Annotated in this window: 22 protein-coding genes and 1 tRNA gene; 14 read left to right on the forward strand and 9 right to left on the reverse strand. The window is 63.0% G+C overall.

Translation table 11 applies throughout. The features are described from left to right. Nucleotides 1-23 precede the first annotated feature (23 nt). Nucleotides 24-992: a polyprenyl synthetase family protein gene (locus tag ACF8FB_RS16595; protein ID WP_010951940.1), complete on the reverse strand. Its 969-nt coding sequence runs from the start codon at nucleotides 990-992 to the stop codon at nucleotides 24-26. Between the two features lie 244 nt (nucleotides 993-1,236). Between ACF8FB_RS16595 and rplU the strand changes: the two genes are divergently transcribed. From rplU to ACF8FB_RS16620, 5 genes are all read left to right on the forward strand, one after another. Next, nucleotides 1,237-1,551: a 50S ribosomal protein L21 gene (gene rplU / locus ACF8FB_RS16600; protein WP_003247466.1), complete on the forward strand. Its 315-nt coding sequence runs from the start codon at nucleotides 1,237-1,239 to the stop codon at nucleotides 1,549-1,551. Between the two features lie 38 nt (nucleotides 1,552-1,589). After that, nucleotides 1,590-1,847 (forward strand): 50S ribosomal protein L27, encoded by a 258-nt coding sequence (gene rpmA / locus ACF8FB_RS16605; RefSeq protein ID WP_003247464.1) that lies wholly within the window; start codon nucleotides 1,590-1,592, stop codon nucleotides 1,845-1,847. 188 nt (nucleotides 1,848-2,035) lie between these two features. Next, nucleotides 2,036-3,262 carry an Obg family GTPase CgtA gene (cgtA, locus tag ACF8FB_RS16610; protein ID WP_003247460.1) on the forward strand — a complete coding sequence of 409 codons (1,227 nt, stop codon included), beginning with the start codon at nucleotides 2,036-2,038 and terminating at the stop codon, nucleotides 3,260-3,262. Between the two features lie 85 nt (nucleotides 3,263-3,347). Continuing rightward, the gene (proB, locus tag ACF8FB_RS16615) at nucleotides 3,348-4,466 is read left to right on the forward strand and encodes a glutamate 5-kinase (RefSeq protein WP_003247458.1); all 1,119 of its coding nucleotides are present in this window, start codon (nucleotides 3,348-3,350) and stop codon (nucleotides 4,464-4,466) included. After that, nucleotides 4,463-4,924 (forward strand): CreA family protein, encoded by a 462-nt coding sequence (locus ACF8FB_RS16620; RefSeq protein WP_010951941.1) that lies wholly within the window; start codon nucleotides 4,463-4,465, stop codon nucleotides 4,922-4,924. Before proB ends, ACF8FB_RS16620 begins: the two co-directional genes overlap by 4 nt. A 93-nt stretch (nucleotides 4,925-5,017) precedes the next feature. Here ACF8FB_RS16620 and mksF read toward each other — a convergent pair whose 3' ends face one another. Genes mksF through mksB form a run of 3 tightly spaced genes read right to left on the reverse strand, consistent with a single transcriptional unit; the run spans nucleotide 5,018 to nucleotide 9,832 of the window. Beyond that, nucleotides 5,018-7,849, reverse strand: coding sequence for an Mks condensin complex protein MksF (gene mksF / locus ACF8FB_RS16625; protein WP_010951942.1), 2,832 nt, complete (start codon nucleotides 7,847-7,849; stop codon nucleotides 5,018-5,020). Continuing rightward, nucleotides 7,846-8,553, reverse strand: coding sequence for an Mks condensin complex protein MksE (gene mksE / locus ACF8FB_RS16630; protein ID WP_003247452.1), 708 nt, complete (start codon nucleotides 8,551-8,553; stop codon nucleotides 7,846-7,848). The genes mksF and mksE overlap by 4 nt, the downstream gene beginning before the upstream one ends. Beyond that, nucleotides 8,543-9,832, reverse strand: coding sequence for an Mks condensin complex protein MksB (gene mksB / locus ACF8FB_RS16635; protein WP_003247449.1), 1,290 nt, complete (start codon nucleotides 9,830-9,832; stop codon nucleotides 8,543-8,545). The genes mksE and mksB overlap by 11 nt, the downstream gene beginning before the upstream one ends. Nucleotides 9,833-10,044: 212 nt before the next feature. Between mksB and ACF8FB_RS16640 the strand changes: the two genes are divergently transcribed. From ACF8FB_RS16640 to ACF8FB_RS16650, 3 genes are read left to right on the forward strand one after another with little or no spacing between them, the layout of a single operon-like run. Then, complete coding sequence (locus tag ACF8FB_RS16640; protein ID WP_392510287.1) at nucleotides 10,045-10,830, forward strand: energy transducer TonB; 786 nt, start codon at nucleotides 10,045-10,047, stop codon at nucleotides 10,828-10,830. Beyond that, nucleotides 10,827-11,282 (forward strand): ribosomal protein S18-alanine N-acetyltransferase, encoded by a 456-nt coding sequence (rimI, locus tag ACF8FB_RS16645; protein WP_010951945.1) that lies wholly within the window; start codon nucleotides 10,827-10,829, stop codon nucleotides 11,280-11,282. The genes ACF8FB_RS16640 and rimI overlap by 4 nt, the downstream gene beginning before the upstream one ends. A 57-nt stretch (nucleotides 11,283-11,339) precedes the next feature. Next, a complete protein-coding gene (locus tag ACF8FB_RS16650; protein WP_392511571.1) occupies nucleotides 11,340-11,915 on the forward strand; it encodes a D-Ala-D-Ala carboxypeptidase family metallohydrolase in 576 nt (191 codons plus the stop codon). Here ACF8FB_RS16650 and ACF8FB_RS16655 read toward each other — a convergent pair. Continuing rightward, on the reverse strand, nucleotides 11,855-12,772 hold the full coding sequence (locus ACF8FB_RS16655) for a LysR substrate-binding domain-containing protein (protein WP_392511572.1): 918 nt from the start codon (nucleotides 12,770-12,772) through the stop codon (nucleotides 11,855-11,857). The genes ACF8FB_RS16650 and ACF8FB_RS16655 overlap by 61 nt on opposite strands. 225 nt (nucleotides 12,773-12,997) lie before the next feature. On the opposite strand from ACF8FB_RS16655, the gene ACF8FB_RS16660 reads away from it, so the two are divergent. Then, nucleotides 12,998-13,612, forward strand: coding sequence for a LysE family translocator (locus tag ACF8FB_RS16660; RefSeq protein ID WP_392510288.1), 615 nt, complete (start codon nucleotides 12,998-13,000; stop codon nucleotides 13,610-13,612). A gap of 130 nt (nucleotides 13,613-13,742) precedes the next feature. Here ACF8FB_RS16660 and ACF8FB_RS16665 read toward each other — a convergent pair. Beyond that, nucleotides 13,743-13,819 (reverse strand) — tRNA-Met (locus ACF8FB_RS16665). 95 nt (nucleotides 13,820-13,914) lie between these two features. After that, nucleotides 13,915-14,838 (reverse strand): FecR family protein, encoded by a 924-nt coding sequence (locus tag ACF8FB_RS16670; protein WP_392510302.1) that lies wholly within the window; start codon nucleotides 14,836-14,838, stop codon nucleotides 13,915-13,917. A 193-nt stretch (nucleotides 14,839-15,031) separates the two neighbouring features. On the opposite strand from ACF8FB_RS16670, the gene ACF8FB_RS16675 reads away from it, so the two are divergent. The 3 genes from ACF8FB_RS16675 (at nucleotide 15,032) to ACF8FB_RS16685 (ending at nucleotide 17,728) form a co-directional block, all read left to right on the forward strand. After that, nucleotides 15,032-16,246, forward strand: coding sequence for an MFS transporter (locus ACF8FB_RS16675; protein WP_392510289.1), 1,215 nt, complete (start codon nucleotides 15,032-15,034; stop codon nucleotides 16,244-16,246). Between the two features lie 103 nt (nucleotides 16,247-16,349). Beyond that, complete coding sequence (locus tag ACF8FB_RS16680; protein ID WP_003247435.1) at nucleotides 16,350-16,487, forward strand: hypothetical protein; 138 nt, start codon at nucleotides 16,350-16,352, stop codon at nucleotides 16,485-16,487. Between the two features lie 83 nt (nucleotides 16,488-16,570). Next, nucleotides 16,571-17,728 (forward strand): MFS transporter, encoded by a 1,158-nt coding sequence (locus tag ACF8FB_RS16685; protein ID WP_010951950.1) that lies wholly within the window; start codon nucleotides 16,571-16,573, stop codon nucleotides 17,726-17,728. A gap of 7 nt (nucleotides 17,729-17,735) precedes the next feature. On the opposite strand, the gene ACF8FB_RS16690 is transcribed toward ACF8FB_RS16685, so the two are convergent. Continuing rightward, the gene (locus ACF8FB_RS16690) at nucleotides 17,736-18,692 is read right to left on the reverse strand and encodes a FecR domain-containing protein (RefSeq protein ID WP_392510290.1); all 957 of its coding nucleotides are present in this window, start codon (nucleotides 18,690-18,692) and stop codon (nucleotides 17,736-17,738) included. Further along, complete coding sequence (locus ACF8FB_RS16695; protein WP_392510291.1) at nucleotides 18,679-19,194, reverse strand: sigma-70 family RNA polymerase sigma factor; 516 nt, start codon at nucleotides 19,192-19,194, stop codon at nucleotides 18,679-18,681. The genes ACF8FB_RS16690 and ACF8FB_RS16695 overlap by 14 nt, the downstream gene beginning before the upstream one ends. Before the next feature lie 171 nt (nucleotides 19,195-19,365). Here ACF8FB_RS16695 and ACF8FB_RS16700 point away from each other — a divergent pair, with 171 nt between their 5' ends. Together ACF8FB_RS16700 and ada are read left to right on the forward strand one after the other, a co-directional pair. Then, nucleotides 19,366-19,992 (forward strand): DNA-3-methyladenine glycosylase, encoded by a 627-nt coding sequence (locus tag ACF8FB_RS16700; RefSeq protein WP_010951953.1) that lies wholly within the window; start codon nucleotides 19,366-19,368, stop codon nucleotides 19,990-19,992. A 47-nt stretch (nucleotides 19,993-20,039) separates the two neighbouring features. Beyond that, nucleotides 20,040-21,092: a bifunctional DNA-binding transcriptional regulator/O6-methylguanine-DNA methyltransferase Ada gene (gene ada / locus ACF8FB_RS16705; RefSeq protein WP_129933727.1), complete on the forward strand. Its 1,053-nt coding sequence runs from the start codon at nucleotides 20,040-20,042 to the stop codon at nucleotides 21,090-21,092. The last annotated feature ends 28 nt before the right edge of the window (nucleotides 21,093-21,120 follow it).

Consider the following 21,120-nt stretch of genomic DNA (forward strand, 5'->3'; position numbering starts at 1 on the left):
GCGAATGAAGACGACTCGGTCTGTCAGTGCGTACGCGCGACCGCAAACTCGCTCAGTTCAACCAGCGCATCCCGGTATTCACTGGCAGGCAGCACTTCGAGGCAGGCGATGGCGCGTTTCACGTAATCGCGCGCCAGCTCGGCGGTGTATTTCAGTGCGCCCGATTCTTCGACCGCAACGCGAATCTGTTCCAGATCTTCCAGGCCACCCTTCTGGATCGCCTGGCGTACCAGCGCCGCCTGCTCGGCAGTGCCTTCGCGCATGGTGTAGATCAGCGGCAGGGTAGGTTTGCCCTCGGCCAGGTCGTCACCGACGTTCTTGCCCAGGGTCTGCGAGTCACCCTTGTAGTCCAGCAGGTCGTCGACCAGCTGGAAGGCCACGCCCAGATGGTCGCCAAAGGTACGCAGGGCTTCGCGCTGCTCGTCGGTGGCCTGGGCCAGCGCCGCAGCACTGTGGGTAGAAGCTTCGAACAGCATCGCCGTCTTGCCGCGAATGACCTCCATGTAGACTTCCTCGGTGGTGCTGGCGTCGCGTACGCGCGACAGTTGCAGCACTTCACCTTCGGCAATCACCCGGGTGGCCTTGGACAGGATCTGCATGACCGGCATCGAGCCCAGCTCGACCATCATTTCGAACGAGCGCGAATAAAGGAAGTCGCCCACCAGTACGCTCGGCGCGTTGCCCCACAGGGCATTGGCGGTAGAGCGGCCACGGCGCATGCCGGACATGTCGACCACGTCGTCGTGCAGCAGGGTGGCGGTGTGCAGGAATTCGATGGTGGCGGCCAGCAGGCGCAGGTCGTCGCCTTCGCGGCCCAGGGCCTTGCCACACAGCAGTACCAGCAGGGGACGCAGGCGCTTGCCACCGGCGGACGTGATATAGTCGCCGATCTTCGATACCAGCGGCACGCGCGAGGTCAGCTGCTTCTTGATGATCTCGTCGACGGCGCTGAAATCATCAGCCACCGCGCGGTAGAAGGTTTGGGGTTGCATCGGCTGCTCCAGTGAGGTTGCGCGGCATGCTAGGTCGCGGGTCCCGGTGTGTCAAGGCGCGGTGCCCGCAGGCCGGGGGCGGCACTTGCAAGCAAAACCGCGGTTGCGTACAATCGCGCACCCTAACTTCCTGGGCAGCACCTGCCTTACGCAATTGCGCCGGGCCGTTCCAGCCCTGTGCAGCCATGCCAGCCAATACTCATCATATAAAGCGCTGGGTGAGCAGGATTATCGGAGAAATACCATGTCTTACGCAGTAATCGTTACCGGCGGCAAGCAGTACAAAGTCGCTGAAGGTGAATTCCTCAAGATCGAAAAACTGGAAGTCGCCACTGGCGAATCCGTGACCTTCGATCGCGTTCTGCTGGTCGCCAACGGTGAAGAAGTCACCATCGGTGCTCCAGTTGTTGCTGGCGCTAAAGTAGTGGCCGAAGTCGTTTCGCAAGGCCGCCACGACAAGGTTCGCATCATCAAGTTCCGTCGTCGTAAGCACCACATGAAGCGTATGGGCCACCGCCAGTGGTTCACCGAGATCAAAATCACCGGCATCCAGGCTTAATCCCCTAGATCCCCTGAATTTATTTGGAGAATTGAACCATGGCTCACAAGAAGGCTGGTGGTAGTACTCGTAACGGTCGCGACTCAGAATCGAAACGCCTTGGCGTGAAGATGTATGGCGGCCAGGTTATCAAGCCAGGCAACATCATCGTCCGTCAGCGCGGTACCGAATTCCACGCTGGCTACGGCGTTGGCATGGGCAAGGACCACACCTTGTTCGCCAAGATCGAAGGCGTGATCAAGTTCGAGAAGAAAGGCGAGTTCATGCGCCGTTACGTGAGCATCGTCGCCGCTTAATCGCGACGTCGCTCCAGAAGCCCCGTCATGCGACGGGGCTTTTTCGTTTGTGGTGAGCCTCTTGCAAAGCTGTTTGTCTGGGTTGCCGGCGTTGGTTTCTACGGTCGTACGGGGCCGCCGCGCTCATTTTTGCAAGAGCCTCATGTTTTTGAGTCATTCAGCTCGTCTGCCGACGAGAGGCGGTTTTAATGAAGTTTGTTGACGAAGTATCCATTCGGGTCAAGGCCGGTGACGGTGGCAACGGTTGCATGAGCTTCCGTCGCGAGAAGTTCATCGAGAACGGCGGCCCTAACGGCGGTGACGGTGGTGACGGCGGCTCGGTGTACATGATTGCCGACGAAAACCTGAACACCCTGGTCGACTACCGCTACACCCGTCACCATGAAGCCCAGCGTGGCTCCAACGGCGGTAGCACCGACTGCACCGGCAAGAAGGGTGAAGACCTGTTCCTGCGCGTGCCGGTCGGCACCACCGTGATCGATGCTTCCACGCAGGAAGTGATCGGTGACCTGGTCACCCCCGGCCAGAAGCTGATGGTCGCGCAAGGTGGCTGGCACGGGCTTGGCAACACCCGTTTCAAGTCGAGCACCAACCGTGCGCCGCGCCAGACCACCCCAGGCAAACCGGGTGAGCAGCGTGACCTGAAGATGGAAATGAAGGTGTTGGCCGACGTCGGCCTGCTGGGCTTGCCGAACGCTGGCAAGAGTACCTTCATCCGTTCGGTCTCGGCCGCCAAGCCGAAAGTTGCCGACTACCCGTTCACTACCCTGGTGCCAAACCTGGGCGTGGTCAGCGTCGACCGCTGGAAGAGCTTCGTCATCGCCGACATCCCAGGCCTGATCGAAGGCGCTTCCGAAGGTGCCGGCCTGGGTATCCGCTTCCTCAAGCACCTGGCGCGTACTCGCGTGCTGCTGCACCTGGTGGACATTGCGCCGCTGGACGAAAGCAGCCCGGCCGATGCCGCCGAAGTCATCGTCAACGAGCTGACCCGCTTCAGCCCGTCGCTGGCCGAGCGTGAGCGCTGGCTGGTGCTGAACAAGGCCGATATGGTCATGGACGACGAGCGCGACGAGCGTGTGCAGGAAGTGATCGACCGTCTGGAGTGGGAAGGCCCGGTCTACGTGATCTCGGCTATTTCCAAGCAGGGCACCGACAAGCTCAGCCACGACCTGATGCGCTACCTCGAAGACCGCGCCGACCGCCTGGCCAACGACCCGGCCTACGCCGAAGAGCTGGCCGACCTTGACCAGCGCATCGAAGACGAAGCCCGTGCCCAGCTGCAGGCCCTGGACGACGCCCGTACCCTGCGTCGTACCGGCGTCAAGAGCGTGCATGACATCGGCGACGACGATGGTTGGGACGATGATTTCGAGGACGACGAAGACGGTCCGGAAATCATTTACGTGCGCGACTGATCGGTTGCAGTACACTAAACGCCGCTCTCTGGAGCGGCGTTTTTGTATCCACGGTATCTACAGATTCGACATAGGTTGGAAGAAGATGCGAAGCAAGGTGACGGGCGCCAAGCGCTGGGTCGTTAAGATTGGCAGTGCTCTGCTGACCGCCGATGGCAAGGGCCTCGACCGCGGTGCAATGGCCGTTTGGGTCGAGCAGATGGTCGCGCTGCGTGAGGCGGGCGTGGAGTTGGTACTGGTCTCCTCCGGGGCCGTGGCTGCCGGCATGAGCCAGCTGGGCTGGACCAAGCGACCGAGTGCGATGAACGAGCTGCAGGCGGCTGCCTCGCTCGGCCAGATGCGTCTGGTGCAGGCCTGGGAGTCGAGCTTCGGGGAGCACGGGAAGCACACCGCGCAGATCCTGCTGACCCATGACGACCTGTCCGACCGCAAGCGTTACCTGAATGCCCGCAGCACCCTGCGCACCTTGGTCGATCTGGGCGTGGTGCCGGTGATCAACGAAAACGACACCGTGGTCACCGACGAGATCCGCTTCGGCGACAACGACACCCTGGCGGCGCTGGTGGCCAACCTGGTCGAGGCCGACCTGCTGGTGATCCTCACCGACCGCGATGGTATGTTCGATGCCGACCCGCGCAACAACCCCGAAGCGCAGTTGATCTACGAAGCCCGCGCCGACGACCCCTCACTGGATGCCGTGGCCGGTGGTACCGGTGGTGCCCTGGGCCGTGGCGGCATGCAGACCAAGCTGCGTGCGGCGCGCCTGGCTGCCCGTTCCGGCGCCCACACCATCATTATCGGTGGCCGCATCGAGCGCGTGCTGGACCGCCTGAAGGCGGGCGAGCGCCTGGGCACCTTGCTGTCCCCTGAGCGCGGCATGCTCGCGGCGCGCAAGCAGTGGCTGGCCGGTCACCTGCAAACCCGTGGCACCCTGGTGCTGGATGCCGGTGCCGTGCAAGCGCTGCGTCAGGCCAACAAGAGCTTGCTGCCGGTTGGCGTGAAGACTGTGCAGGGCAGCTTCCGTCGTGGCGAGATGGTGGTGTGCGTCGGCCCGGACGGTGTTGAAGTGGCTCGCGGCCTGGCCAACTACAGCGCCCTGGAGGCGCAGAAGATCATTGGTCAGTCGTCCGAAGCCATCGAGTCGATCCTTGGCTATAGCGCCGAGCCGGAACTTGTACACCGCGACAACCTGGTGCTGGTATGAGCCTGCTGAAGAACGTAATCGCTGTGGCAGCGTGCGTGCTGCCGATGTTGGCTGGCGCCGAAGAGGTCGGCCAGGTGTCCACCGTGTTCAAGTTCGTCGGGCCGAACGACCGCATTGTGGTCGAGGCGTTCGATGACCCTAAGGTCGAGGGCGTGACGTGCTACCTGTCACGTGCCAAGACTGGCGGAGTGAAAGGGGGCTTGGGGCTGGCCGAGGACCGGGCGGAGGCATCGATTGCCTGTCGTCAGGTCGGGCCGATCAACTTCAAGGGTGAGCTCAAGGATGGCGAGGAAGTGTTCAAAGAACGCACCTCGCTGGTGTTCAAGACCATGCAGGTGGTGCGTTTTCTCGACAAGAAGCGCAACACGCTGGTGTACCTGGTGTACAGCGACCGCATGATCGAAGGTAGCCCGCAGAATGCGGTGACTGCCATTCCGATCCTGCCTTGGGCTCATTGATAGCCCGCTCCTGCATACGCATGGGTGGTTGGACACAGGCCGTCGTAGGAGTGGGTTCACCCGCGAAAGGGCCGCAACGCGGCCCCGGCTATCTCAGGCCAGCTCCTCGGCCTGATCCTCACGCACAACCGCTTTCACTTCATCCAGCCGGCTGATGAACTTCCAGTCCGCCTCGTCGATGTAGATGCCGTTCGGCCCGCTGCCACCTTCCAGGTCGATCGCAACGTGCGCCGAGACCTGTGGTTTCACACTCGCCAGGATCGGCACGAAGCCCAGTTGCTGGCTGGTCTCCAGCAGTGCCGCCTGGTTGCGTTCGTCGATGTCTGCCGCTTCGTCCAGGTAGTACGGCAGGCGAATGCGCCCGGCCAGGTCACGGTCCATCAGGTGCAGCAACAGGTACATGTTGGTCAGCGCCTTGATGGTCATGGTGGTGCCGTTGGACGCCGCACCGTCGATGTCGGCGTGGATGATCGGCTGGCCATTGACCTTGGTGATCTCGAACGCAAGCTCGAACAGGTCCTTCAGGCCCAGCTGGTTGTGGTTGGCCGCCACCAGCCGTGCCAGGTACTCCTTGGCCTCTTCGTTCTTGTTGTCCTGATCGGCACTCTGGGTCAGGTCGAAGACCGACAGGGTTTCGCCTTCTTCGTACTGGCCGGCACTGTGGATAATCTGGTCGATGTGCTTGAGCGCTTCCTTGTTCGGCGCCAGTACCACGCGGAAGCTTTCCAGGTTGGAAACCTGGCGCTTGTTGATCTCGCGGTTGAACAGGGCCAACTGGTGCTCGAGGCTGTCGTAGTCGCTGCGGATGTTGCGCAGGGTTCGGGCGATGTCGGTGACCGCAGCGCGGCGTGCCTTGGCCAAGGTCAGGGCTTCGTCGGTACGGTGCGCGTAGGCGTTCACCAGCAGTTGCAGGCGGCGTTCCATGTCGTCTTCGCTGTCGAACTTGGCAACGCCTTTCAGGCGCACCTGGGCGTACAGCGCCTCGATCTGGTTGTCCACCCGCTGAAGGCTTTGCCAGCTGTCCTGGTAGTCATTGAGCAGCGGCAGCAGGTTGTCCATCGAGTCGTCGATGGCTTCCATGTATGGCGTGCCGTAGGGCAGGTCGGCCGGCAACAGCTGGCGACGGCGCAGGGCGTCTTCCAGGGTGCGCTGCTTGGACTCGAGGTCGCCGAGCTGGCGGCCGACCAGTTGCAACTTGGCTGACAGCTGCTGGACGCGCTCGGTGAAGGCGTCGCTGGAGCGCTTGAGTTCGTCCTGGGCCGCTTCCAGCTGCGAGAGCTGTTCCAGCTTCTCGGGCTCTTCGGCGGCGAGGGTTTGGCTGCGGCGGAAGTCTTCCAGCGCCTTCTGCGCGTCCAGCACTTCCTGGTACAGGGTTTCGGTCTGCGCTTTGGAGGCGGAGCGGTCGGCGGCCACGGCCTGCTGGGTCTTGAGCTGCTTGAGTTCTTTTTCCAGGCGCTCTTTCTGGTCGCGCAGGGCGGCCCGGTCGGCCAGGGCCTGCAGTGCCGGCGGGTCGATGTGGGTCAGGTCGATGGCCAGGCCTGGGGCCTCGAAGCGTTCGCCCTTGAAGCCGTCGAGCACCGCTTCCAGCGATTTTACCCACAGGTCGCTGTCGTCCAGCTCGATACCGCGATCGCCCAGCGGCAGGCTGAACAGCGCGCCGTTGAACAGGCGCATCAGGCGGTCGACGTCCTGCTGCGAGAACTCTTCGCGCAGGCGGGCATAGCTGTTGTTGTCAGCGTGATCCAGCTGCTGCTTGACCTGCTTCAGGCGTTTTTCCAGGTCGCGTACGCGCTCGTCGAGGTCTTCGGCACTGAACTGCCGTGACTGGGCCAGCGCGCCGGCCAGCTCGTCGTGGGCGTCTTTGGCCGCCAGCAGTTGCTGCTCCAGTACCTTGACGTCATCGACCAGCGCAAAGCGGTGCTTGAGCACCGACAGCTCGCCTAGCCAGCGCTGGATACCGGTAATTTCACGCTCCAGGCGCATCAGCTCCTGGGTGCCGCCACGCTGGTCGTTCTGCAGGCGGTCCTGCTCGCCACGGTAGTGCTCGGACTGGATGACCAGCTCTTCCTTGCGCGCCATGGCGTATTCCTGCCAGGTGCCCAGCAGGGTGTCGAGCACAGGCGAAATGCGGTGCAGCTTGCCACGCAGGATGTCGCGCTGGGCCACGCCACCGGCCAGGGCCTCGACCAACGGGCCGGCAGCGACCAGGGCGTTGTAGTCCTGCTCCATGCGGCGTACGTCGCGGAAGGCTTCCTCGCACGCAGCGATGTAGTCGACGCTGCCCGAGCGCAGGCTGTGCTCGAAGGCGTCGAGGAACAGTTGCTTGAGCTTGGCGGCGGTGATCTCACGCATGTGCAGCAGGTTGATGAACAGCGCGCGGAAAGTTTTCAGGCTTTGCTCGCTGGTGGAGCGCAGCGGGATCATGGTCAGGTCCAGCGGCACCGAAGTGTGTCCGCCCACCAGCAGTCGGCGCAGTTCGTCCGGCTTCAGTTCGTAAGCCTTGATCCCCAGGCGCTCAAGGTTGGTGAACAGCTCCTTCTGACGCAGGCAGGTGTCGTTCTTCTGGTAGTGGGCCAGGTCCAGTTCGCCCTTGTAGGCGAAGAACTGGTGGCCGAAACCGCCACCCGGGCCGCGCCCGACCACACCAATCACGTGCGGGCCGTGGGGCAGGCTCAGTTCGCAAAGAATGTACGACGTGTCGCTGGCGAAGTAGAAGCGGCGCGATTGCTCAAGGCTGTACTTGCCGAAACTCATGTCCGACATACGTGCCAGGATCGGGAACTGCAGGGCATTGATCGAAGCCGATTTACCCAGGTTGTTGGCGCCGTATACCGACAGCGGGTGCTCCAGCGGGAACAGGCCAAGGCTGTAGCCGGCGGTGTTGAGCAATGCGAAGCGGCGGATGCCGTAGCGTTCCTGGCTCATGCGTCAATCTCCTGTTGCTCTTCGCGGATGGCCCGGGCCAAGGCGTCCTCTTCGCTTTCCTCGCCCTGGAAAGGCGTGAGGTCGAGCGGGTCGTCGGTACGGTTGAGTTCTTCGGCGCTTTCTTCCTCGACCAGTACCGGGGTCGGCAGCGGCAGGGCGCTGTGCAGGGTGGCGGCCAGGTCGCGGTCCTGCTGCACCGAAAGGCACACATCGAGGAAGCGATGCATGGGCGGCAGGAAGCGGTAGATGCCGCCTTCCTCATGGGCGAAGCCGAGTTGGGTCATGCGCCGCAGGATTTTTTCTTCCAGCTCGTCCACGGTCTGCACTTCGGCCTGCAGGAACAGGTCGCGGTACTTGTCCAGCAGCGAGGGCAGTTCGTCGCGGCCGATGCTGCCGCCATCGAGCACGGCCATCGGGTCGCGGCCCTGGTCAGCAAGGTGCTCGACCAGGATGAAGGTGAACAGCGACAGGCGTTGCGCGGTCTTGTTGACCTGCGCGGCGGTCATGTCGGGCACGAAGTAATAGAAGCCACGGGTATCGCACACCAGTTCGAAGCCCAGGGCCTTGAACAGGGTGCGGTACTGGTCCTGGAAGTTCGACAGCTGGGCGTACAGCTCAGGGTCGCGCCGGCTGACGTGGAAGCCTTTGAACAGCTCGCGGAAGATCGGCGCGAGCTGGGACAGTTCGGAAAGATCAAGATGCATGGGCTGGGCTCGCGTTGGGTTCGGTAGGCGCGCTTGGGGCGTCTTCGCGGCTGGAGGTCAGGGCGAACGAATGCAGGCTGACCAAATGTTCCTGGGTGGTGTATTCGCGGCGGTCGAGGCGTTCGCGCTTGAAGCGCTTTTCCCGCGACAGGCGCGAGAACCAGTACAGCAGCTCGTCGGTGGCGCCTTCGGGCTCCTGCTCCAGCAGCCAGACCATCAAGTCGGGCAGTGGCAGGGCCTGTTCGCAGCGTTCGGCCATTTCCTTGACCGTGCGCGGGGCACGGGGCAGGGCGCCGGACTGGGTCTTGTGGGCTTTGGGGAAACGCGCCGGTTTGGGCTCGAAGCGAGCCAGTGCGTAAACGTAGGCCTCGACCTGGCTGGCACTGCCAAGGAAGGTGCTTTGCGGGCGGGTGAACATCGGCATGGCCGCCTGCGGCACGGCATCGATGCCTTTGCGCCGGATCACCGACAGGGCCAGTGCGGCGCCGCGGGTCACGGCGTTGTGCCGGCGGGCTTCTTCGCGCAGCGGCAGCAGCAGTTCGCGGGCGTGGCGCAGGGTCAACTGGGCGCTGGTCTGCATTTCCAGGATGCGCGCGTGGGTGCGCAGCAGCATGTCGTCGTCGACCAGGTGGCCCAGGCGCGCCTGTTCGCCCAGCAGTTTCAGCAGCACGGTCTCGACCTTGCGTACACCCTGTTCGAAGGCGCCGTCGGCGTTGACCAGCTGGATCATCGGCTCGACGTATTCGTCCCAGGTGGCCAGCACTTCGGCATAACGCTGACGCAGCGGAATCTGGCGGTTGCTGGTCTTGGCCCGTTCGGCCACGGCCACCAGTGCCTGCTCGTCGTTGTCGAGCTTTTTCAGCACATCGCGCACGCGCATGTCGAGCAGGCGCAACTGGCGTGCCAGGTCGTCGCTGTCGCGGTTGTCGAAGGCATCCTGGATGTGCCCGGCCAGGCGCTCCAGGTGGCGCAAGTAGGCTTCGATCTCCAGGCACAGGCCCAGCCGGTGTTCGCGGCGCAGGTAGGCGAGGAAGTCGTGGATCTGCGCGTTGAGCTCGAAACGGTTCGGGCTCTTGGCCACCGGGACCAGGATATCCAGGCGGATCCACACGTCGAGTAGCTGGGTGATGTCCTGCGGGGTGCTTTCGAGCTGCTGGCGGGCCACATGCTGGCGCAGTTCGACCAGGCTCAGGGTGCCCTGGTCGAAACGCTCGCACAGCGGCTCGATCAGGGCCCAGTGTTCGGCTAGGGCGCGCAGGACGCGCTTGGGTTCGATCATTGGCTTCGACTCGTTGCCAAGAAAAAGGGGGCGATTGTACTGCATTCGCGGGGGGTGGTTTTTACCCCTTGGTCTGTAATGAGAAATAACCATGGGATGTGCAGGTGTAAGGCGTTGTTCATGTGACGGCGCTCGGTCTGATAGGCGCTGCAAAAACCACGGCGTACACGTTAGAATGCCCAATTGCCTTCACCCCCTCGGATATCCGCCCCTTGCTGACCGAACCCCGTCGCCGCGCCTACCTTTCCGCCATGCAAGTGGTGCACTGGCTGCCGCGCGCCGAGCTGCCGTTCGCCGCACCGTCGCGGCCCGAGCTGCTGCTGCCGGTTGCGCCGGTCGAGGACATCGATTTCGAGGTCAGGCCGGCATCGGCCGCCAACGAAACGCCCGTCACCCCCCAGGCTCGCTCCGGCGAGCGGCCGAAAATCGAGATCCCGCGCCCGGGCAGTGTGCCTAAACCCGCCGTCAAGCCTGTCGAGGCACAAGAGCAGCCCGCTGCTCCGCGCCCGGCACCGGTGCCGCCACCGCGCTTCTCGCTGCAGTTGTTGCGCGCCGGCAGTTGCCTGCTGCTGGTGGAACTGGCCACTGGTCAGCCGTTCCAGAGCCGCGACCCCTCTTACCTGCTGCTCAAGGACATGCTGCGCGCCGCCGGCCTGCCCGACGCCCCGCAGATCATCGGCGAGCCGGTGCGCTGGCCACTGCTGGTGCGCGGAAACATGGACCAGGGGCCGGAGGCTGCGCGCGATTTCGTCCAGGGCTTCGTTCAGGCGCGCCTGGAAGACGCCCCGTGTACCTGTCTGTGGCTGGTCGGCCTGCCGGCACTGCGTTTTGCCGCCAATGCCGACGCCGATGCCTATTACCAAACCCTGACGCTCGACAGCCTGGGCGACGCCTGGGCATTGCCGGGCCTTGAACTGTTGATGGACGAGCCGCAACGCAAGGCGGACGTCTGGAAAGCCATGCGCCAGCTGATGGCGCGCTGGAAGAGCGTTGAATGAGTGACTCGATCAGCTTCCGCCCGATGACCGAGGCGGATCTGGATGCCGTACTTAAGATCGAATATGCCGCATTCAGTCACCCCTGGACCCGTGGAATCTTTCAGGATGCGCTCAAATCGTACGAAGTCTGGCTGATGTTCGATGGCCAGCAGCAAGTGGGCCATGGTGTGATCAATGTGATCATCGATGAAGCGCACCTGCTCAACATCACCGTAAAACCGGAAAACCAAGGCTGCGGCCTGGGCCTGCGCCTGCTCAAGCACCTGATGGCCCGGGCCTATCAGCTCAATGGCCGCGAATGCTTTCTGGAAGTGCGCGCCAGCAACCAGTCGGCCTATCGTTTGTACGAGCGTTATGGTTTCAACGAAATTGGCCGCCGCCGCGACTATTATCCGATTGCCGGCGGCCGTGAAGACGCCCTGGTGATGGCCTGTACCCTGTTCGAAGACTGACTTTGCAGGGGCGTACCCGGGCGCGCAGGCTTTGTTCTCGGCAGGGACGGATAAAGAATGAGACAACTGCTTTTGGCAGCGAGCCTGTGTATCGCTAGCGCTACTCACGCTGACGAGCGCGACGTGTGGATGTTCGCCCAGTGGGCGGGTGATCATCAAACCCGCCCTTTCCGTGAAATGCTGGTAGATGCCCGGCTTTACGGTGTAGTGCCAATTCACCAGTTGCTGCGCTCGGCATCGGACTGGAAACTGTGCCACGCATCGCCTTTCGCCGTACCACCCCCCGGCAATTGGGCCGCTGTGCGTTCGACCCTCGCGTTGATCAAGGCACTCGACGATCAAGGCATCCTGCGCCAGTTCGAGGTGGTTTCGGCCTACCGTGAGCCGCGCCTGAACGCCTGTGCGGGCGGGGCGGCCAACAGTGCGCATACCCGCGCTTTCGCCGTCGATATACTGCTGCCGGCCTGGGCCGACCCCAATCCGCTGTGCCGTTTCTGGCAGCAACACGGCCAAGCCTGGAACATGGGGCTGGGCCGCTACCCATCAGGCCGTATCCATTTGGATACCGCCGGTTATCGCACCTGGGATGGTGATGGCGGTGCGGGGGCGTCGTTCTGCATCAACCCCAAATGAGCCAGGCACTTCCGGCATTCGTCCATTATCCACTCGGCGAAGCGCTGGCGCTTGCCGCTGTCGGCCAGAGGCTGCGGGCTGAGCAGGTGGTAGGCCGAGCCATCGCGCACAAAACCGAACGGCGCCTGCAGCTGCCCGCTGTCGAGTTCGTCGCGCACCATCAGGGCTGAGGCAATGGCCAGGCCCAGTCCGGCGCTGGCGGCCTGAATCGACAGGTAGAAATGTTCGTAGTCGCTGCGTTCGCAGTGCCGCGCCTGTTGGCCGCTCAGGCGCAGCCAGGTGGGCCAGGCAGCAGGACGTGTGGTGCTGTGCAGCAGCCGTTGGCCATCGAGTCTGGCGCAGGCGGCGGGGTGGCACACCGGGCCGATCCATTCATCGCAGATTTTCTGGCTGTACAGCTGGTTGTCCCAGTGGAAGTCGTCGCGGCGAATTGCCAGGTCGACACCGCTGCGCGCGAAGTCCAGCGGGCCGCCTGCGGCTACCAGGTGCAACTGAAGGTCGGGGTGGGTGGCATGGAAGCGCGGCAGGCGCGGGATCAGCCAGCGCATGGCGATGGTCGGTTCGCAAGACAGCACCAGCACATTGTCGCGAGCTTGTTGCTGCAGGCGCTGCACGGCGCCTTCGAGCTGTTCGAAGATCGCCTGGGTGGTGCCTTGCAGGGCACGACCGGCGGGGGTGAGGAAAATGGCCCGGTTGCGGCGTTCGAACAGTTCCACGCCAAGGCTTTCTTCCAGCAGGCGTATTTGGCGGCTGACCGCGCCGTGAGTGACGTGCAAGTGCTCGGCGGCGCGCACGAAGCTCTCGGTCTGGGCGGCAATGTCGAAGTAGCGGAAGGCGTTGAGTGGCGGCAGTTTCATGATATCCCTGTTCAGCTGTGCCGGCCTCTTCGCGGGTAAACCCGCTCCTACATGGCCACATATTTCCCTGTAGGGGCGGGTTTACCCGCGAAGAGGCCAAGGCAGGCTGTACATCTGTGAGCAAAACTATCAGATTCATCTCAGCATAAATCGATTTTTCCGCATCTGTAAGCGCTTGATAATCGGCGGTCTGTGTATTTCCATCGCCTATCGAGAGCCCTCAGCATGACCGAACTCATCGCCGTCGCCCTGTTCACCCTGCTCGCCGTCATCAGCCCTGGCGCCGATTTTGCCATGGTCACCCGCAGCAGCTATGCGCAGGGTCGCAAGGCCGGGCTGGCTGCTGCTGTGGGCATCGCCCTAGGGGTGCAGGTGCATGTGTTGTACACGGTGTTGGGCATTGCCGTGATCATCAGCCAGAGCCCGACGCTGTTCTTCGTCATGAAGGTGCTGGGGGCGGGCTACCTGATTTACCTGGGGTACAAGTCATTGACCAACACCCGGCGCATCAGCCTGGACGGGGTTGGCCAGTCCTCTGCCGGCGTACTGCAAGCGCTGCGCACGGGCTTTTTGACCAACGCCCTCAACCCCAAGACCATGTTGTTTGTCATCAGTGCCTTCACCCAGGTGGTACAGCCTGGTAGCCCGCTGACGCTGAACTTCGCCTACGGTGCGTTCATGTCCGTTGCCCATTGGCTATGGTTCAGCCTGGTGGCGGTATTTTTTTCCAGCACGGCATTGCGCAAGGCGATGATCGAGCGGCAAGTGCTGGTGGACCGAGCTATTGGTCTGGCATTGATCGGGCTGGGTTTGGCTGTGGCGGTGACCGGAATACGTTGAGGCGAAGACAGTAGCGCCGAAGCCTGTCATTCGGCGCCCGGCTGCTGCGGGATTGGTTGGTGCGGGCATCAGCAACTTTTTCGCAGGCAAAGAAAAAGGGCTTACCTTGCGGTAAGCCCTTCGTCTTGTTTGGTGGCTACACAGGGACTTGAACCCCGGACCCCAGCATTATGAATGCTATGCTCTAACCAACTGAGCTATGTAGCCGATGGCGCGCATTATTCTCTTGAACGCCCCCTCTGTCAACACTCATTTCAAAAAAAATTTGCACGCTTTCAAAAACTTAGCGGCCAGCCCCGGTTTCAGCGCACCACAAGCCAGTACCCGAGCACACCCAGCAACTGCAGCTGCTGGGCTGCAGCCAGGGATTGCAGGCTTTGGCCAGGCCGGTCGAGGTTGAAATCGCCGCTCACACGGCGATGAGCCACGTGTTCATCCATCATCCACAGACGCTGCCCTTGGTAACCGGCAAGGCGCTCCAGCACCTGCCTCAATGGCATGTCTGTGGCTTTAAGGCGACCGTTGCGCCAACTGTCAGCGGTTTTCAGATCAGCCTTCCGCACCGGATCGATGCGTGTGTCATCGAAGGTTACCCGCTCACCTGCCGAGACCATTCGCTGCTCACCCCCCTGGGTGACCATGGCCTTGCCACTGAATACCACGAGTTCGTCACGCCCTGCATGGCGGGCTATCTGCAAGCGAGTGCCGTATACCTGGATGCGTGCGTTGCCCACTTCCACGTCCATGGCCCGCCCGTCGAGCACGACTTCCAGATGCACCTGGCCCTGCACCAGGTGCAGTTGGCGGGTGCGGCCGCGCAGGTCGACGTTCATTGCGCTGGCGCTGTCCAGGTTCAATGTCGTGCCATCCGCCAAGCGTATGCTGCGGCGCTCTCCCACATCGGTGTGCAGCTCGCTGGCCAGGCGCTGTATCAGCGGCCAGTACAGGTAAGCAGCAGCGCCTAACCCTAGCAAGAACACAAGCGCCAACCCTTTACCCAGGTGACTGCGACGGACAGTTACATGCCGTGGGCGAGGGCGGGCAGGTGCGGGTTGCAGCTGTTGCCAGAACGTCTCCAGCTCGGCGTAGGCGTGGGCGTTCTCTTGTACCTGGCACCAGGCTGCAAATGCCTGGCGCTGGGTTTCGTCGCAACCGGGCTGGCGCAGCAACGAAAACCACGCCAGCGCTTCCTGTTGTGGATCGGGCTGCAGCTGCTTGGCGGACATCGGGCTCATGGGGGCGGTCTGCTCACGATAGGGGCCGTTTGGCCTAACGATGACAGGAGTCATTGGCAGAGGATGCTAATTATATTGAGAACCATTTTCAAGTACGTGGCGACAGGGGGATAAAAAAGGTAGCTATGTATCTATTTGATTCCTGATAATCGGATCCCAAACCAGAGGACGGAGATTCAGGCAAATGGCCACCACTAGTGCCTCCACCGCATCCACCCCGGCAGCGGCAAGCCAAGCCTCGCCGATGGTGATGCGTATCATCGGTTTCTGCGCCTTGGCGCACTTGATCAACGACCTGATCCAATCGGTGCTGCCCGCGATCTACCCGATGCTCAAGGCCAACTACGACCTGAGCTTCGCCCAGATCGGCATGATCACGCTCACGTTCCAGATCACCGCCTCGCTGTTGCAGCCTTGGGTCGGCTTCTTCACCGACCGCCGGCCCACGCCAAATCTGTTGCCGCTAGGCACCCTGTGTACGTTGGTGGGGATCGTGATGCTGGCCTTCGTTGGCAGTTTCCCGATGATCCTGCTGGCGTCGGCTTTGGTGGGCATTGGCTCGTCGACCTTCCACCCGGAAACCTCGCGTATTGCACGGCTGGCCTCGGGCGGGCGCTTCGGCCTGGCCCAATCGACCTTCCAGGTCGGTGGCAACACCGGCTCTGCTCTGGGCCCGCTGCTGGCAGCGGCCATCGTCATTCCGTTTGGCCAGACCCATGTGGCCTGGTTCGGCCTGGCCGGGCTGTTCTTCCTTGGCGTTACCCTGATGTTGCGCGGCTGGTACAAGGAACACCTCAATCAGGCCAAGGCGCGCAAGGCGGTGCAGGCCACCCACGGCATTTCGCGCAATCGGGTTATCGCGGCGCTGATCGTGCTGGGCTTGCTGGTGTTCTCCAAGTACTTCTACATGGCCAGCTTCACCAGCTACTTTACCTTCTACCTGATCGAGAAGTTCGGTGTGTCGGTGGCCAGCTCGCAGCTGCACCTGTTCCTGTTCCTCGGCGCGGTGGCGGCGGGCACCTTCTTTGGCGGGCCGATCGGTGACCGTATCGGGCGCAAGGCTGTGATCTGGTTTTCGATACTGGGTGTGGCGCCGTTCACGCTGGCGCTGCCGTATGCCGACTTGTTCTGGACCACGGTGCTGAGCGTGGTGATCGGCTTTATCCTGGCTTCGGCGTTTTCCGCGATCGTGGTGTATGCGCAGGAGCTGGTGCCGGGCAGCGTGGGCATGATTGCCGGGATCTTCTTTGGCCTGATGTTCGGTTTTGGCGGCATTGGCGCTGCGCTGTTGGGGTACGTAGCGGACCTGCGTGGTATCGAATACGTGTATGGGTTGTGCTCGTTCCTGCCATTGTTCGGGTTGTTGGCGGTGTTGCTGCCAAGTACAGGTAAACGCTGAACGCACCGGGGGCCTGGCAGAGGCCCCTGGGCAATTGACGAGCCCCCCGGAGGTGGCTAAAGTGCCGCCTCTTTTTTCAATCACCTGCGTAGTAGCCAAAGCAATGCGCCGTACCCAGTCCCTCCCACATGCCCGCCAGCCTGCCTTCCAGGCACTGCGTCGTGCATGGCCGAGTGACACGGTGCTCAAGCGCCGCCGCAGCGTGCTGTTTGCCTTCACCTTCTCGCCACACCTCGCCTGAACTGATCTGCGCTTTCGCGTCGCTCGCCGTTCTGGCGTGCGCGCCTGTTTCTGCACGTCTTTTCGGTTTGCCAGGAGTGGTACATGAACATGCGTTTGTTGGCGGGCTTATTGTTCGCTGTTTCTGTCGTGGGTTTCAGTTTGGGGGCCAGCTTGCCGCTGGTGTCGTTGCGCCTGCATGAAGCGGGGGCGAGCACACTGGAAATCGGCATCATCTCGGCCATCCCTGCCGCCGGCATGATGCTCTCGGCTTTTCTGGTCGACGCCTGCTGCCGCCATCTCACCCGGCGCACCATCTATCTGCTGTGTTTCAGCCTGTGCACGGTCAGCATCGCCTTGCTCGAGTCCGCGTTCGGCTCGTTGTGGCTGCTGGCGTTGCTGCGCCTGGGCCTGGGGCTTGGCATGGGGATCGCCATCATCCTCGGCGAGTCGTGGGTCAACGAACTGTGCCCCGAACATAACCGCGGCAAGATCATGGCCTTGTACGCCACCAGCTTTACGGGCTTTCAGGTGCTGGGCCCGGCCATGCTGGCAGTGTTGGGCGCCGATAGCCCGTGGATCACGGGTGTCGTCACGGTCTGTTATGGGCTGGCGTTGCTGTGCATTGTGCTGACGGTGCCTAACGACCATGTCGAGCACGAAGAGGGCGAAAAAAGCTTCGGCCTGGCCGGGTTCTTCCGTGTGGCACCGGCGTTGTGCATGGCGGTGCTGTTCTTCTCGTTCTTCGATGCCGTGGTGCTGTCGCTGCTGCCGGTGTACGCCACCAGCCATGGCTTTGCCGTTGGCGTGGCGGCGTTGATGGTGACGGTGGTGTTTGCCGGCGACATGCTTTTCCAGCTGCCGCTGGGCTGGTTGGCCGATCGGGTTGAGCGCACAGGGCTGCACCTGGCGTGCGGGCTGGTGGCGATGGTGATCGGCATCGGTTTGCCTTGGCTGCTGAATCTGACCTGGCTGCTGTGGCCGCTGCTGGTGGTGCTGGGCGCGGTGGCGGGGGGGATCTATACCTTGGCGCTGGTGCTGATCGGGCAGCGCTTCAAGGGCCAGGACCTGGTCACTGCCAACGCCAGTGTGGGCTTGCTGTGGGGCGTAGGCAGCCTGGTCGGGCCGCTGGTCAGTGGGGCGGCCATGAATGTCGCGCCGCATGGTTTGCCCATGGCGCTGGCACTGATGGCCGGGCTGTTCGTGTGCTTTGCCAGGCAGTCATACCGGCGCCGTGGGCGGATGCGGGCTGTGGCGCAGTGATAACCCTTTACGCCGCGCCGATGCTTACCCAATAGCGCGTCCTGTACTCGACCCGCACGGGCAGGCTGCGGGTGAGCAGTTGCAGAATTTGCCCGGTGTCAGCCAACTGATAGGTGCCGGAAACCTTCAAGCCCGCCACTTCTGGAGCGCAGCGCAACAGGCCCGGTCGGTAGCGGCCGAGTTCGCTGGCAAACTCGGCAAGCGGCATCTGCTGCACGCTGAGTACACCTTCGGTCCAACCCCAGGGGTCGTTGTGCAGTGTTCTGGCCTGAATGCTGCCGTCGGCTGTGACTTGCAAGGTTTCACCGGGCAGCACTTGCCTCGCTGAGGCCGAGGCAGGGAACAGCGTGACTTCACCACGACGCACCGACAGCAGCAGCCCCTGGCTGTTTTCGCGCAGCAACAGCTGGCCATCGAAGGTGGTCAGCGGGCCGACACGGGTGGCGACGTGGAACGGGCGGTTGTCGTTGGGGTTGCTCTCCAGGCTGACCTCGCCATGGATCAGTTTCAGCTGGCGTTGCTCCGCGCTGTAGTGCAAGTCGATGGCACTGGCGGTGTTGAGCTGGATGCGGCTGCCGTCACTGCCTTGCCATTGGCGCCGTTCGCCTGTGGCAGTGCTGGTGTCGGCCAGCAGCTGTGGCAGGCCTAGCGGTTCGCGCGCGGCCCAGCCCAGGCTGCCGCCCACGGCCAACAGCCCCAGCAACTTCAGGTGGTCCCTGCGGCTGGCTTTTGGGTGCTGGCTAGCGTCCAGGGTGCGCCGGCTCAGGTCCTTGGGCAGCCCGGCCAATTCATCACCCAGATTACTGACTCGCTGCCAGGCCAGGCGGTTGTGTGGGTGGCTGGCCAGCCAGTGTTGAAACTGCTGCTCGGTGCGCGGGCTGGGGGTGTCGAAACGCAGCTTCACCAGCCAGTCGATGGCCTGATCGACCTGCGCCTGTGCGGGCGTACCATCAGGCATCGGCATAGCGCAACCGGTAGCAGGCGCCCAGGGCTTTGGCCAGGTCGCGCTCAACGGTGGCCCTGGACACCCCCAGACGTTGGGCAACCTGCACGATGCTCAAACCGTCTAGCTGGGCCAGCAGGAACGCTTGGCGGACGCGCGGTTTCAACTGCTGCAAGGCGCGGTCGAGGCGTTCCAGGCTATCGAGGATGACAAGCTTATCCTCTTCGCTGGGCACTTCTGCTTCGGGCAGGTGAGCCAGGCCCTCCTGGTAGGCCCGCTCCAGCGCGCGGCGGCGGAACTGGTCGATCATCAAGCCACGGGCGATGCTGCTGAGGTAGGCGCGCGGTTCTTTGAGCGGCGACACCTGGCGGGCGCGCAACAACCGCACGAAGGTATCCTGGGCCAGGTCTGCGGCATGTTCACTGCAACCGACCCGGCTGCGTAACCAGCCGCGCAACCAGGCATGGTGAGACTGGTAGAGCAGAGCGACCTCGGTGGGCTTGAGCGTGTCGTTGATCTGCATCGTAGAGAAGGCCCAGTCCAGTGATGTGTGCGATTGTGAATAGTTCTCAATTCTATGCGGGTAAGATGGCGCGGAGCAATGGCATGCCAAAGATTAGCTGCGCAAGAACCGGCGTTTGCCCGATGAACGGCTGCGCTAAGCTGGACCTGCAATCGACTTGATGGAGGTGCCATGATGCTGGCCGACCTTTCGCCTGAGGCCTATCACGAGGCCGCGCAACACCTGGCGGCACTTGACCCGGACTGGTCACGGCATATCGCAGCGATCGGGCCCTGCCTGCACCAGGCTACGCCGGGACGTGAGCCTTATGAGGCATTGGTGCGGGCGATTGCCTACCAGCAACTGCACGCCCGCGCCGCCGAGGCGATCCTGGGGCGTTTGCTGGCACTGTTCCCGGCAGATGATTTTCCCCAGCCAGAGCAGTTGCTGGCGGTATCCCCGGAAACCCTGCGTGCCTGCGGCTTTTCGGCGAGCAAGCTGGTGACGGTCCAGGGCATTGCTCAAGCCACCCTGGAGGGCCTGGTACCGACGCGGGAGCAGGCGTTAACCATGGCTGACGAGGCGTTGATCGAACGCCTGGTGGCGCTGCGTGGGGTAGGGCGGTGGACGGTGGAGATGCTGCTGATCTATAGCCTGGGGCGTTCTGACATTCTGCCGGTGGACGATTTTGGCGTGCGCGAGGGGTATCGGCGGCTCAAGGGGCTGGAGACGGCGCCGACACCGGCGCAAATGCGTTCGCTGGGCGGCGCCTGGCGGCCGTTTCGTACCGTGGCGGCCTGGTACCTGTGGCGGGCCTGAGGTTTTCGCATCGCCCGTACAGGCAACAACATATCCGGGAAACAAAGATGAACCTCTACACCACCCCCGACCAACGCTGGCAAGCCGTAGAGAGCCGCGACACTGCCGCTACAGGCCACTTTGTCTACGCCGTACGTACCACCGGCGTCTACTGCCACCCCGGCTGCAAATCACGCCAGGCCAAGCGTATGAACGTCGAGTTCTACGACACTGCCGCGGCTGCCGAGGCTGCCGGCTACCGTGCTTGCAAACGCTGTATCAGCAAGGCCAGCGCCACCCGCCACAGCCAGCTGGTTACTCACGCCTGCCGCTTGATCGAAACCAGCGACCCCGTTCCAAGCCTCGGCCAACTCAGTGCACGGCTGGCCGTCAGCCCCTTCCACCTGCATCGGCTGTTCAAGGCCGAAACCGGGGTTACCCCCAAAGCCTACGCCACGGCCTTCCGGGCCCGGCGCCTGCGTGCGCACCTGGAAGACGACCAGCACTCGGTCACCGATGCTATCTACAACGCCGGCTACAACTCCAACAGCCGCTTCTACGAAAGTGCCGACCAGCGCCTGGGCATGCGCCCCCGGCAATACCGCGCCGGCGGTGCCGGGGCAACCATTCACTTCGCCCTTGGGCAATGCTCGCTGGGTGCAATACTGGTAGCCCAGAGCGACAAGGGCATCTGCGCGATTCTGCTGGGCGACGACCCCGAGGGCTTGTTGCACGAGCTGCAGGATCAGTTCCCCAAGGCCCACCTGATTGGCGGCGACAGCGCCTACGAGCAGAAGGTCGCCGAAGTGATCGGTTTCGTCGAAGCGCCCTCCTTGGGCCTGGCCCTGCCGCTGGATGTGCAAGGCACCGCGTTTCAGGAGCGGGTGTGGCAGGCGCTGCGTGAGGTGCCGGCCGGAAGCAGGGTCAGCTACACAGACATCGCCGAGCGCATTGGCGCCCCCAAGGCCGTGCGGGCGGTCGCCATGGCCTGCGCGGCCAACCGTATTGCCGTGGCCATCCCTTGCCACCGCGTGGTGCGCCGGGATGGCGACATCAGCGGTTACCGCTGGGGCGTGGAGCGCAAACAGCAATTGCTGAAGCGAGAAACGGCACTCTCCTGACCGCCCGAAGCCGCGTAGAATCTCCCGC

The sequence above is a fragment of the Pseudomonas sp. yb_2 genome, assembly GCF_043103905.1.
Classification (GTDB): domain Bacteria; phylum Pseudomonadota; class Gammaproteobacteria; order Pseudomonadales; family Pseudomonadaceae; genus Aquipseudomonas; species Aquipseudomonas alloputida.

Excerpts from the sequence above, each read along its gene's own strand:
- ada (WP_129933727.1), top strand. The coding sequence starts at position 20,040 with ATGAACCTCTACACCACCCCCGACCAACGCTGGCAAGCCGTAGAGAGC.
- ACF8FB_RS16685 (WP_010951950.1), top strand. The coding sequence starts at position 16,571 with ATGAACATGCGTTTGTTGGCGGGCTTATTGTTCGCTGTTTCTGTCGTG.
- ACF8FB_RS16680 (WP_003247435.1), top strand. The coding sequence starts at position 16,350 with ATGCGCCGTACCCAGTCCCTCCCACATGCCCGCCAGCCTGCCTTCCAG.
- ACF8FB_RS16695 (WP_392510291.1), bottom strand. The coding sequence starts at position 19,194 with ATGCAGATCAACGACACGCTCAAGCCCACCGAGGTCGCTCTGCTCTAC.
- ACF8FB_RS16595 (WP_010951940.1), bottom strand. The coding sequence starts at position 992 with ATGCAACCCCAAACCTTCTACCGCGCGGTGGCTGATGATTTCAGCGCC.
- ACF8FB_RS16620 (WP_010951941.1), top strand. The coding sequence starts at position 4,463 with ATGAGCCTGCTGAAGAACGTAATCGCTGTGGCAGCGTGCGTGCTGCCG.
- rpmA (WP_003247464.1), top strand. The coding sequence starts at position 1,590 with ATGGCTCACAAGAAGGCTGGTGGTAGTACTCGTAACGGTCGCGACTCA.
- mksB (WP_003247449.1), bottom strand. The coding sequence starts at position 9,832 with ATGATCGAACCCAAGCGCGTCCTGCGCGCCCTAGCCGAACACTGGGCC.
- ACF8FB_RS16650 (WP_392511571.1), top strand. The coding sequence starts at position 11,340 with ATGAGACAACTGCTTTTGGCAGCGAGCCTGTGTATCGCTAGCGCTACT.
- ACF8FB_RS16660 (WP_392510288.1), top strand. The coding sequence starts at position 12,998 with ATGACCGAACTCATCGCCGTCGCCCTGTTCACCCTGCTCGCCGTCATC.
- proB (WP_003247458.1), top strand. The coding sequence starts at position 3,348 with ATGCGAAGCAAGGTGACGGGCGCCAAGCGCTGGGTCGTTAAGATTGGC.
- rimI (WP_010951945.1), top strand. The coding sequence starts at position 10,827 with ATGAGTGACTCGATCAGCTTCCGCCCGATGACCGAGGCGGATCTGGAT.
- ACF8FB_RS16700 (WP_010951953.1), top strand. The coding sequence starts at position 19,366 with ATGATGCTGGCCGACCTTTCGCCTGAGGCCTATCACGAGGCCGCGCAA.
- rplU (WP_003247466.1), top strand. The coding sequence starts at position 1,237 with ATGTCTTACGCAGTAATCGTTACCGGCGGCAAGCAGTACAAAGTCGCT.
- ACF8FB_RS16690 (WP_392510290.1), bottom strand. The coding sequence starts at position 18,692 with ATGCCGATGCCTGATGGTACGCCCGCACAGGCGCAGGTCGATCAGGCC.
- ACF8FB_RS16670 (WP_392510302.1), bottom strand. The coding sequence starts at position 14,838 with ATGTCCGCCAAGCAGCTGCAGCCCGATCCACAACAGGAAGCGCTGGCG.
- mksE (WP_003247452.1), bottom strand. The coding sequence starts at position 8,553 with ATGCATCTTGATCTTTCCGAACTGTCCCAGCTCGCGCCGATCTTCCGC.
- cgtA (WP_003247460.1), top strand. The coding sequence starts at position 2,036 with ATGAAGTTTGTTGACGAAGTATCCATTCGGGTCAAGGCCGGTGACGGT.
- ACF8FB_RS16675 (WP_392510289.1), top strand. The coding sequence starts at position 15,032 with ATGGCCACCACTAGTGCCTCCACCGCATCCACCCCGGCAGCGGCAAGC.
- mksF (WP_010951942.1), bottom strand. The coding sequence starts at position 7,849 with ATGAGCCAGGAACGCTACGGCATCCGCCGCTTCGCATTGCTCAACACC.
- ACF8FB_RS16655 (WP_392511572.1), bottom strand. The coding sequence starts at position 12,772 with ATGAAACTGCCGCCACTCAACGCCTTCCGCTACTTCGACATTGCCGCC.